12 protein-coding genes are annotated in these 10,716 nt (G+C 71.6%); 6 read left to right on the forward strand and 6 right to left on the reverse strand.

Going from position 1 to position 10,716, the window contains the following annotated elements:
• The coding region (locus HY68_RS11290; RefSeq protein WP_078863913.1) for a pyridoxal-dependent decarboxylase at window positions 1-1,533 on the forward strand (1,533 nt) is incomplete at its 5' end.
• Window positions 1,530-2,978, forward strand: a complete 1,449-nt coding sequence (locus HY68_RS11295) for a SidA/IucD/PvdA family monooxygenase (protein WP_241778535.1) — start codon at window positions 1,530-1,532, stop codon at window positions 2,976-2,978. The genes HY68_RS11290 and HY68_RS11295, both read left to right, overlap by 4 nt.
• A 23-nt stretch (window positions 2,979-3,001) precedes the next feature.
• Here the strand turns inward: HY68_RS11295 and HY68_RS11300 are convergent, their stop codons facing one another.
• The 3 genes from HY68_RS11300 to HY68_RS11310 form a co-directional block, all read right to left on the reverse strand.
• Window positions 3,002-3,994 (reverse strand): iron-siderophore ABC transporter substrate-binding protein, encoded by a 993-nt coding sequence (locus HY68_RS11300; protein ID WP_241778536.1) that lies wholly within the window; start codon window positions 3,992-3,994, stop codon window positions 3,002-3,004.
• A 99-nt stretch (window positions 3,995-4,093) separates the two neighbouring features.
• Complete coding sequence (locus HY68_RS11305; RefSeq protein ID WP_241778537.1) at window positions 4,094-4,969, reverse strand: glycosyltransferase family 2 protein; 876 nt, start codon at window positions 4,967-4,969, stop codon at window positions 4,094-4,096.
• Between the two features lie 187 nt (window positions 4,970-5,156).
• Complete coding sequence (locus HY68_RS11310; protein ID WP_041987617.1) at window positions 5,157-5,387, reverse strand: hypothetical protein; 231 nt, start codon at window positions 5,385-5,387, stop codon at window positions 5,157-5,159.
• A 240-nt stretch (window positions 5,388-5,627) separates the two neighbouring features.
• Here HY68_RS11310 and HY68_RS11315 point away from each other — a divergent pair, with 240 nt between their 5' ends.
• Window positions 5,628-6,503 (forward strand): helix-turn-helix transcriptional regulator, encoded by an 876-nt coding sequence (locus HY68_RS11315; RefSeq protein ID WP_041987619.1) that lies wholly within the window; start codon window positions 5,628-5,630, stop codon window positions 6,501-6,503.
• A gap of 18 nt (window positions 6,504-6,521) precedes the next feature.
• Here HY68_RS11315 and HY68_RS11320 read toward each other — a convergent pair whose 3' ends face one another.
• A complete protein-coding gene (locus HY68_RS11320) occupies window positions 6,522-7,685 on the reverse strand; it encodes an acyltransferase (RefSeq protein WP_241778538.1) in 1,164 nt (387 codons plus the stop codon).
• Between the two features lie 208 nt (window positions 7,686-7,893).
• On the opposite strand from HY68_RS11320, the gene HY68_RS11325 reads away from it, so the two are divergent.
• The 3 genes from HY68_RS11325 (at window position 7,894) to HY68_RS11335 (ending at window position 9,828) form a co-directional block, all read left to right on the forward strand.
• Entirely contained in the window at window positions 7,894-8,430 is a 537-nt protein-coding gene (locus HY68_RS11325) for a GNAT family protein (RefSeq protein ID WP_041987622.1), read from the forward strand.
• A complete protein-coding gene (locus HY68_RS11330; RefSeq protein WP_041987624.1) occupies window positions 8,427-9,074 on the forward strand; it encodes a class I SAM-dependent methyltransferase in 648 nt (215 codons plus the stop codon). The genes HY68_RS11325 and HY68_RS11330 overlap by 4 nt, the downstream gene beginning before the upstream one ends.
• Window positions 9,075-9,309: 235 nt before the next feature.
• A complete protein-coding gene (locus tag HY68_RS11335) occupies window positions 9,310-9,828 on the forward strand; it encodes a metallophosphoesterase (RefSeq protein ID WP_041987626.1) in 519 nt (172 codons plus the stop codon).
• A 30-nt stretch (window positions 9,829-9,858) separates the two neighbouring features.
• On the opposite strand, the gene HY68_RS11340 is transcribed toward HY68_RS11335, so the two are convergent.
• Complete coding sequence (locus HY68_RS11340) at window positions 9,859-10,299, reverse strand: TIGR03668 family PPOX class F420-dependent oxidoreductase (RefSeq protein WP_041987629.1); 441 nt, start codon at window positions 10,297-10,299, stop codon at window positions 9,859-9,861.
• A 7-nt stretch (window positions 10,300-10,306) separates the two neighbouring features.
• Window positions 10,307-10,716 (reverse strand): LLM class flavin-dependent oxidoreductase (locus tag HY68_RS11345; RefSeq protein ID WP_157874439.1); only part of this gene is annotated, 410 nt, incomplete at its 5' end.

Raw genomic sequence — 10,716 nt, forward strand, 5'->3', positions numbered from 1 at the left:
GCCGGCGGCACCGGGGGCGCCGCCGCGCTGGAGCCCCTGGTGCGTACGGTGCTGGACGCGCTCGCCGAGGGCGCGGCGCGCCGGGGCGGCCCCGTCCAGGGCGGGGAGCCCGACGAGATCGCCACAGCGGTCGCTGCCGCCTTCCGGAACGCGGCGGGTCCGGGCCAGGGAGCAGGTGTGGGCGCCGGTACGGGTACGGGCCCGACGAGCGCCGGGGGCGGCGACGCGGGCGCGCTGCACCGGCTCACCGAGCTGCTCGCCCACGGCAGCGCCGACCCGGCCGACCCGGCCTGCGCGGCCCATCTGCACTGCCCGCCTCTGGCCGTCGCCGTCGCCGCCGATCTCGCCGTCTCCGCGCTCAACCCGTCCCAGGACTCCTGGGACCAGGCACCCGCGGCCACCACCCTGGAAACCCTGCTCCTCGCCGAGCTGGCCCAACTCGTCGGGTACGAAGCGGAGTCGGCGGCCGGTGTGCTGACCTCCGGCGGCACCGAGTCCAACCTCATGGGGCTGATGCTGGCCCGCGACCGCGTCGTCGGCGGCTCGGCGGGGCGCCAGGTCGAACTCACCGGGGTGCCGGGCGCCGGGCAGGGGCGCAGCCCCCGGATCCTCGCGTCCGTAGCGGCGCACTTCTCCGTACAGCGCGCCGCCGCGCTGCTCGGGCTCGGCGAGGACGCCGTGGTGCCGGTGGCCGTCGACCACCAACAGCGGATGGATCCTGCCGCGTTGGAGGCCGCGCTGGAAGGCTGCGCGCTCCGCGGCGAGCTGCCGGTCGCCGTCGTCGCCACGGCCGGTACGACCGACACCGGCGCGATCGACCCGCTGCGCGCGTGCGCGGCGCTGGCGGCAGCGCACGGCGCCTGGCTGCATGTGGACGCCGCGTACGGCGGTGGGGCCCTGCTGTCCGACCGGCTCGCACCGCTCCTGGACGGGCTGGCGCTGGCCGACTCGATCTCGCTCGACTGGCACAAGCTGGGCTGGCAGCCCGCCGCTGCCGGGGTGTTCCTGGTGCGCCGCGCCGAGACGTACGCCTCGCTCGCGCGCCGCGCCGTCTATCTGAACCCGGTGGACGACGAGGAGGCCGGCTACCCGAGCCTGCTCGGACTCTCGCTGCGCACGACGCGCCGCGCCGACGCGTTCAAGATCGCGGTCACCCTGCGCACGCTCGGCAGGGAAGGACTCGGCCGGCTGGTCGACGCCTGTCACGACCTGGCGTGGTCGGGCGCGCGCGCCGTCGCTGACCACCCACGGCTCGAACTGCACGCCGAACCGGTGCTGACCGCCTTCCTGTTCCGCTACGTCCCCACGGGCCCCGCGGACCCGGCGCGCACCGACGACATCAACGCCTCTTTGCGGCGGCGGCTGTTGCGCGAGGGCCGCGCCGTCGTCGGCCGTACCGAACTGCCCGGCGAGGGCCCCGGACGGGTGCGCCTCAAACTGACCCTGCTCAATCCGCACACCACCCCGGAACAGGTGGCGGCGCTGCTGGCAGCCGTCGTGGCCGCGGGCGCCGCCGAGGAGGACGCGCGGTGACCGACTCACCGGCCGTGGAAGCCGTCGACGAAGGGCAGTCCGTGTACGAGGAAGAGCCGGCGCCCGAAGACCAGGCGCACGAAGAGCCGACGCGCGAAGAGGGATCCGTGTACGACCTGGTCGGCGTCGGGATAGGCCCGTTCAACCTCTCGCTCGCCGCCCTCTGCGACCGCGCCCCCGAGCTGCGCACGCTCTTCCTCGACGCGAAGCCCGCCTTCTCCTGGCACCCCGGGCTGCTCATGGAGGGCACCGTCCTCCAAGTGCCCTTCCTCGCCGACCTGGTGACGATGGCCGACCCGACCAGCCCCTGGTCGTACCTCAACTACCTGCACGCGCACGACCGGATGTTCCCGTTCTTCTTCTCCGAGCGGTTCCACATCCCACGCCGTGAGTACGACCACTACTGCCGGTGGGTCGCCGACGGGCTGGCCAGCTGCCGCTTCGACGCCCGCGTCACCCAACTGGACTGGGACGACGAAGCGGACGCCTTCGCCGTCACGTACCGCTCGGCCAAGGGCGGTACGACGCGGTTACTCGCACGCCAGATCGTGCTGGGTGTCGGCACCCTCCCGGTCGTCCCCGCACCGCTGCGCCCGCTGCTCACCCCGGCGCACGAGGGCCGGATCCTGCACAGCGCCGACTACCGCACCCACCGGGCGGAGCTGGCGGCGGCCGACGACGTCACCGTCATCGGAGCCGGTCAGTCGGGGGCCGAGGTCGCCCTCGACCTGCTGCGCCACCAGGACGGCGACGGCGCGGGCGGCCCGTACGTCCGCTGGCTCGCCCGTACCCCCGCGTTCGCGCCGATGGAGTACTCCAAGCTGGGACTTGAGCACTTCACCCCCGACTACATCCGCTACTTCCGCACCCTGCCCGCGCCCCGGCGCGACGAACTCGTGCGTGAGCAGTGGCAGTTGTACAAGGGCGTCAGCGAGGAGACGCTGGCCGAGATACACGACGAGCTGTACGAGCGCACCATCGGCGGCACGGAGCCGCGCGCCGCGCTGCACCCGGGACTCGAAGTCGTCGGCGTCGCACCGGAGAAGGGGCAAGGACCGGACGGCGCCGGCGGGTACGTACTGACCTGCCGGCACACCGAGCAGGACACGGTCATGGAGATCCGTACGTCCGCGATCGTCTCCGCGACGGGTTACGCGGCGGCCAGACCCGACTTCCTCGACGGCGACGGGCCGGCGAAGCTCATCGACTGGGACGACAGGGGCCGCTACCGGATCGACGGGACGTACCGGGTGGCCCTCGACCCACGGGTGCGGGGCGCGCTGTACGTGCAGAACGCCGAGCTGCACACGCACGGGGTGAGCGCCCCCGATCTGACGCTGGGGGCGTGGCGCGCCGCGACCATCCTCAACGCGGTCGCGGCGCGGACCGTCCTGCGGGTGCCGGAACGGGCAGCCTGGACGACGTTCGGGGCGCGGCGGTCCTGACGGGGTCTTCCGCGCCGACTCCGCTACTTCGAGAGGTCCTTCTGGATCTCGTCCAGCACCTTGTTCGCGCCGGTGTAGCCGATGCCGAGCATCCACAGGTTGTCGTCGACCTTGAAGGCCGTGCCCTTCCGCACCGCGTCGAGCTTCTGCCACAGCGGCCCGGCGACGGTGTCGGTCTCCTTGGCCTTCTTCGGGTCGCCGTAGGCAGAGTAGAAGATGACGCCCGCGTCGGCCTGGTCGATCTGCTCGGGGCTGACGTCGAGCGAGAAGCCGTCCTTGTCCTGGTTGGCGGGCCTGCCGACCTGGAGGTCCTTGAAGACGGAGCCGACAAAGGTGTCGTTGAGGTAGAGCCGGGTGTCGGCGCCCTCCACGAACCGTACGAAGCCGAAGGTGGTCCGCCTCGCCTTCGCGGCGCCGCCGAGCGCGTCCGTCACCCGCCCCGCGTGGGCGGTGTAGTCGGCGACGACCTTGGCCGCCTCGTTCTTCTTGCCGAGCGCGTCCGCGTGCAGGTCGAAGTTCTCGCGCCAGGTCGGGCCGGTGGTGTCGGTGAAGACCGTCGGGGCGATCTGCGACAGCGCCGGATAGCTCTTCTCGTCGCGCACCTTGCTGCTCAGGATGAGGTCCGGCTTCAGCGCGGCGACGGCTTCGAGGTTGGGCGCGCCGATCAGCCCGACGGGCTTGACGCCCTTGACGGCGGCGGCCGGCAGATAGGTGGAGACGGGCGCCTTGTCGACGACGGTCGTGGCGCCGACGGGGGTGACGCCGAGCGTGACGGCCGAGTCCAGCGCGTCGGTGTCGAGCACGACCACGCGCTTCGGGGCGTTGCCGACCTTCACGTCGCCCATCACCGTGGACAGCGTGTGCGTACCGGCCGCTCCCGCGCCGTCCGACGCGCTGCCGCCGTCCGCCTGCTCGTGGTCGTCGCTGCCGCACGCGGCGAGGGAGACGGCGAACGCGGTGGCGGCCGCTGCGACGGTGATCCGGCGGGTGAAGGTTCTGGACGTGGTCGTGGACACGTGTAGCGGCCTCCCCGAAGTCACCCGGAGACCTTCCGGGCAAGGTGAGGGAAACCTAACCTCAGCGGCCCACAGGCAACAAGTCCGCCCGGCCGAGCGTCAGATGACGGGGGGTCGGCCCAGGGCCGTCATCCGCCGGACCGTGCGCCAGTGCATCGGCCGGCGCGCGCCGCACGCCGTCCGTACGCCTTCGAAGAAGCCGCCGAACCAGGCGCGCAGCCCGCTGAGCGAGCGCGTGCGGGCCACCGTCAGCAGGATCCACGTACCGAGGTAGAGCGGCACGAGCAGGGCGGGCAGATGGCGCCGCGCCAGCCATACGCGGTTGCGGGCGGTCATCCGGTAGAACTCGGCATGCCGCGCGGGGGACGTACGCGGGTGCTGGAGCACCAGCTCGGGCACGTACCGGATCGTCCAGCCGGCGTCGAGCGCGCGCCAGGCGAGGTCCGTCTCCTCGTGGGTGAGGAAGAACTCCTCGGGCCAGCCGCCGGTCTGCTCCAGCATCGGCATGGACAGGGCGTGCCCGCCGCCGAGGAAGGTGGTCACCTCGCCGCCGCGCATCGGGTCGTCGGCGCGCAGCCGGGGGACGTGCCGCCGCTGGGTGAATCCGGTCTCGTCCGCGATGCGGAAGCTGACGATGCCGAGCTTCGGGTCCGCCTCGTACAGATCGGCGACCCGGGTGATCACGTCGGCCTCGATGAGCAGGCCGTCGTCGTCGAGGTCGACCAGGATGTCGATGTCACCGGCCTCCTGGAGCGTGCGCATGGCCACGTTGCGCCCGCCGGTGACGCCGAGGTTCGACGGGAGTTCCACACCGACGACGCCCTCGGGCAGCTCGGGCAGCGGGGCGCCGTTGCCGACGACCACGATCCGGTGCGCGGACTCACGCTGCTTGGCCACGGAGTCCAGCAGTGCCCTCAGCTCGACGGGCCGGGTCCCCATGGTCAGTACCGCCACACCCACACGCGGTCGCGTCACTCCAGATCACTCCAGCTCTCGATAACGGCAGAGGCTGATTCTATCGGCCTCATCCATCAACCGGTCACTGGAAGGTACCTCTCCTGACGCCGGAGGTTCACTTTGGTGTCCTGTGCCGCCGCTCTTTGTCCGTACCGATGCCCGACTTGTCCGTACCGGTGCCTGACTCACCCCGGAAGGGTGTCACTCACCCCGGTAGGTCCCGGAAGAGCATGGAACAGGCGTCTTCCGCCTCCACCTGGACCACCCGGCCCCATCGTTCGCTCAGCGCCCGGCCGACCTCGCGCAGCAGCGTGCGCTCCTCGGGGGTGGAGGCGGGGCAGCGCGCCCAGCCCTTGTCGGCGATCTCACTGCTGATCCGGCTGAGCAGCGCCCCGCGCAGCCGCTGCTCGTCGTCGGTGTTCGTGTCGCGATCCACGGAAGCTCCTCTGCCGGTGCCGAGTTGCGGAGTTGCGTAGGTGTGGGTGCATGGTCCCACCAGTTGGCACGACCCGGCGACGCGCTGATCGTCACCGGTGTGACCATGGCATATTCCAAATGGCTTGAAAGCGCTTACTCGACTCGTTTCGGTTCACAATTCAAGAACCACCGACAACAGAGGGTTCGTGTTGATCTCCCTATGGCAGACTGCGGCCATGGCGGTGCTGGGGGGTGGGGTGTGAGCGAAGCCAGATCGGCCCCGACAATAGGTCAACTCGTACTCAGCAGGCAGCTTCGCGCCCTGCGGGACAAGGCGGGTCTCACCCGTGAGCAGGCCGCGAAACTGCTGCATGTGACGGCCGCGACGGTCCGGCGCATGGAGATGGCCGAGGTCGCGCTGAAGATTCCGTACCTGCAGATCCTGCTGCCCGCCTACGGGGTTCCGGACGCGGACGTCAGCGCGTTTCTGCAGATGACGGACGAGGCGAACAAGCCAGGCTGGTGGCAGCGCTTCCACGACGTGCTGCCGGACTGGTTCAGCGGTTACGTCAGCCTCGAAGAGGCGGCGAAGACGATCCGCTGCTACGAGCCGCACTTCGTGCCCGGCCTGCTGCAGACCGAGGCGTACGCCCGCGCGATCCTCACCAGCGGTGAGGTGGGGCGGGCCAATCCGGGACGTATCGACCGTACGGTCGCGCTGCGACTGGAGCGCCAGGCGCTGCTGACGCGCGAGGAGAACCCGCCGACGTTCTGGGTGGTGATGGACGAGACGGTGCTGCGCAGACCTGTCGGCTCGTCACCCGACATCATGCGCGCGCAGGTGGAGCAGCTGCTGGAGGCGACGGAGCTGCCGAACGTGACGCTCCAGATCGCCGAGCTGGCCGCGGGCCACCATCCGGGTACGTACAGCCCGTTCGTCCTGTTCCGCTTCGACGTTCCCGAAGTCCCCGACATGGTGTACATCGAGTATCTGACCGGTGCGCTCTACCTCGACGAGGTGAACGAGGTCAGCGAGCACAAGGAGGCCATGGACCGCATGGTCGCGCTGGCCGAGTCGGCGTCCAACACGAAGAAGATCCTCATGGCGGCCCGCCGCGACCTGCACCGGTACTGACCGCGCTCCCGGTGCCGGCTACTGGGCTGTCGCCGGTACCGGACGGACGACCGCGGCCTTCGCGCGCCTGCTGTGCCGCCGGGTCAGCGGACGCTCGACGAGGTAGTGGGAGGCCGTCGCCGCGGCGAAGCTCGCGGCCAGGGTGGCGTACAGCAGCCAGGTGTCGCGGACGCCGAGGTCGTGCAGGAGCCGGCCGAGCGGGTAGTGCCAGAGGTAGAGCCCGTAGCTGAGATTGCGGCCGACCCAGGCGACGGGCGCGAGGGAGAGGCCCCGGGACAGCCAGGAGCGCGGCTGGAGTTCCAGCGAGGCGACCACCGTCGCCGACAGGACCGCCGTCACCAGGAAACCGACCGTGTACCAGGCCTGCGTCCAGCCGTTCGCGCTGGTCATCGGGATCTGCCAGACGATCAGCCCCAGCACCGCCAGCGCCGGCCAGGCCAGCCGCGCGGACCACTTCCGCAGCGCGACGAGGCGCCGGTCCTCGGCGTGCAGCCGGGCCACCACCACAGCCAGCAGCGCGCCGGCCAGCAGTTGGTCGGCGCGGGTGTCGGTGCCGTTGTAGATGCGGTGCGCCGCCGTCGGACTCCACAGCTCCCACCGCCACACCACGGGCAGCAGACACAGGGTCAGCGTCCAGAGCAGCACGGTACGGGGTCTGACCTTGCCGAGCAGCACCCGCAGCAGCGGCGGCCACAGCAGGTAGAACTGCTCCTCGACCCCGAGCGACCAGTTGTGCGCGAGCAGCGAGGTGCTGTCGGAGTAGAGCCCGGGCTGCACCGCCCGGACGATGTTGACGAGGAAGGTCGCCGACAGGGCGATCGACGCCCACGCGCCGTCGAAACCGGGCAGCCCGGTGAAGGCGAGCACCGCGCACACCACGCAGAGCGTCAGCAGCGCGGGGACGAGCCGGATCCAGCGCCGCCAGTAGAACGGCCGCATGGCGATGTCGCCCGTACGTGCGAACTCGGCGACGAGGAGCCGGGTGATGACGAATCCGCTGATCGTGAAGAAGACATCGACCCCGAGGGCGCCGCCGGGCAGCAGCTCCGGCTCCTGGTGGTAGACGATGACCAGCAGAACGGCCAGCGTCCGCAACCCGTCGACCCCGCCGACCCGCCCGCGCCCCCGCAGCGCGGAGGGATAGCCCCGGCCCCCGGCGACGGGCGGCGGCGCGGTGGCCACCGGCCGCGGCGGGGCGAGTACGGAGCCTTCGGCGGCTCTTCCGGAGTGTGCTGGAGAGATACCTTCCACTTCGAGCCCATGCCCGGGATCCAGTTTTCCACGCGAGCCTTAAGCCAATACTCATAAACGCCGCGCGGCTGCGCGCACCTCCGCCGGGCCGACACCAATTCGGTTGCCGCAGGTCAGCTCGGTCGGATAGGAAGCGTGCATGCTAATGGGCGACAAGGTCGGGCTCCGGGCCCGGCACGACGACGACATCCCGGTCCTTGAGACCCAGCTCTACGACGACGTGGTCAACGCCGCGCGGGCCGAGGGGCGGCCGTGGCGGCCGGTCACGCCCGGGTCGAAGGCGTCGCCCGCGGTGGTGGACGACGAGGACCAGGGGAACGTCCCCTTCTCCATCGTGGCGCTGGACGGGGGCGCGCTGCTCGGCGCCGCGTCGCTGTGGGGCATCGACAACCACAACCGGTACGCGCACGTCGGGCTCGGACTGCTGCCGTCCGCCCGCGGCAAGGGCTACGGCACCGACGCGGTCGGGGTGCTGTGCCAGTACGGGTTCGTCGTCCGCGGCATGCAGCGGCTGCAGATCGAGACCCTGTCGGACAACACCGCGATGCTCCGCTCCGCCGAGCGCAACGGATTCGTCCGTGAGGGCGTGCTGCGCTCCTCGGCCTGGGTGATGGGCGAGTTCCTGGACGAGGTGCTGCTCGGTCTTCTCGTCAAGGAATGGAAGCCCGCGGCATGACCGACGCCCGCCATCTGCTCACCACCCGCGATTCCTACGACGCCGCCGCCGGCCGCTACGCCACGCTCTTCCGCGACGCCCTGGCCGGCGCGACGCTGGACCGGGCCATGCTCGGCGCCTTCGCCGAGTTCGTGCTGGCCGGAGGCGGCGGGCCCGTCGCCGATCTGGGGTGCGGGCCTGGGCGGCTGAGCGGGTATCTGCGGGATCTCGGGCTCGATGTGTTCGGGATCGACCTGTCGCCCGCCATGGTCGCGCTGGCCCGGGAGGCGCATCCCGAGCTGCGGTTCGACGAGGGGACCATGACCGCGCTGGATCTCCAGGACGGCGCGCTCGGCGGCATCGTCGCCTGGTACTCGGTCATTCACACCCCGCCCGGGGAACTTCCCCTGATCTTCGCCGAGTTCGGGCGGGTGCTGGCCCCGGGCGGCCATCTGCTGCTCGGCTTCTTCCACGCCGACGACGAAACGTCCGAGCAGCCCCAGGAGTTCGACCACGCAGTCGCCACCGGCTACCGCTGGTCGGCCGGGCGGCTGGCCGAACTGCTCGGCCCGCACGGTCTGGTGGAGGTGTTCCGGCTGGTGCGGGCGCCCGGGGAGGGCGAGCGGTTCCTGCAAGGGTGCCTGCTGGTGGTGCGGAAGCCGTAGGGCATGGCTGCCGGACTAGTCTGCGGCCATGGTTTCTGACGCACGGCTGGCCGTCGCCGCCGCCCAGGCAGGCGCATCCGTCGTAGGGAGACGGTGCTCGCCCCTTCGGTCGCCACGACACTGCTGTCCCGGCTGCGCGGCGGCGCACCGGTCGGCCGTCACGACGGCCATGCGGCACGGCCTGTTGCCGTCGGACTGACCGGCCCTGACCCGCCGTACTCACTAGGGTGCGTACATGCGGCTGCTGATCATGTCCGACACCCATCTCCCCAAGCGGGCCAAACGGCTGCCCGCCGAGCTGCTCGACGCCATTCCGCGGGCCGATGTGGTCATGCACGCGGGGGACTGGGTGGACACCGACACCCTGGATCTGCTGGAGGAGCGGTCCGCGCGGCTGGTCGGGGTGTACGGCAACAACGACGGTGCCGAACTGCGGGCGCGGCTGCCCGAGGTGGCGTCCGTGACGCTGGGCGGGCTCCGCTTCGGTGTCGTCCACGAGACCGGACCGGCACAGGGGCGGGAGCGGCGCTGCGCCGAGCGGTTCCCCGATCTGGACGTGCTGGTGTTCGGGCACAGCCACATCCCGTGGGACTCGTACGCCGACGACGGGCGGCTGCGGTTGCTCAATCCCGGCTCCCCGACGGACCGGCGCCGTCAGCCGTACCGCACGTATCTGACGGCGGAGGTGGCGACGACGCCCTCGACGGGGCCGGAGTTGAGCGACGTACGCCTGCACCGGCTCACCGACGGCTGAGCGGCCGGGCGGGCGGCCGGACGCCGGGGATCAGTCCGCCTCGGCCGCCGTCCAGCCGCTCCAGCCGCTGACCGCGACCTCCACCACCGGCCCGGCCGGCGGCCGGTTCGCGTACTGCCGTGGGTACTTGGCCACCAGCAGAGCCACGTGCCCCGCCGACACGGCGCTCTCGGACGCCGGCGGCAGCTCCCGGGCCCGGCCGTCGGCGCGGGCCCACCACAGCCGGTCCCAGTCCTCGTCGTAGCCGTCGGCGAGCAGGCACACGGCCGGATTGACGGCGATGTTGGCGAGCCGCTTCAGCCGGGTGGTGCGCTTCGGCTTGTGGTCGACCGCCAGCACCAGTGTGTCGCCGGACAGGGCGAAGACGACGGGCACCAGATGCGGGCGGCCCGCGGCGTCGGCGGTGGCGAGGCGCAGCACGCGGCTCGCCGCGAGCAGGCCCCTGGCCCGCGCGCTCGTCAGTGTCGGCACCCGCAGATCACAGGGCGTCGGCAGCGGCGACCGCCGCCATCTCGTCCAGCTGTGACAGCGTCTCGTCCTCGGGGCGCGGCTGGAGTTCGAACAGCAGCCGCTCCACACCGAGTTGGCGGTAGGCGGCGATGTCCTCGGGCTCGTACGTGGTGTCGAAGACCGTCACCGGCACCTCGCGGCCCGCCGTCTCGCGCATCCGCTCGATCTGCGCGCCGAGGTCGGCGGGCGGTACGGAGTTGGCGAGCCAGGCGTCCCCGAACTCGGCGACGCGCGGGAAAGCGGCGGGGCCGCCGCCGACGTAGATCGGCGGGTGCGGCCGCCGTACCGGCTTGGGCCAGGCGTACACCGGGTCGAAGTCCACGAACTCGCCGTGGAACTCGGCCTTCTCCTCCGTCCACAGCTTGCGGATGGCGGCCA

It is taken from the genome of Streptomyces sp. AcH 505 (genome assembly GCF_000818175.1).
GTDB lineage: Bacteria > Actinomycetota > Actinomycetes > Streptomycetales > Streptomycetaceae > Streptomyces.

Coding starts and splice junctions, on each gene's coding strand:
- HY68_RS11325 (WP_041987622.1), top strand. CDS start 7,894: ATGCTAATGGGCGACAAGGTCGGGCTCCGGGCCCGGCACGACGACGAC.
- HY68_RS11330 (WP_041987624.1), top strand. CDS start 8,427: ATGACCGACGCCCGCCATCTGCTCACCACCCGCGATTCCTACGACGCC.
- HY68_RS11335 (WP_041987626.1), top strand. CDS start 9,310: ATGCGGCTGCTGATCATGTCCGACACCCATCTCCCCAAGCGGGCCAAA.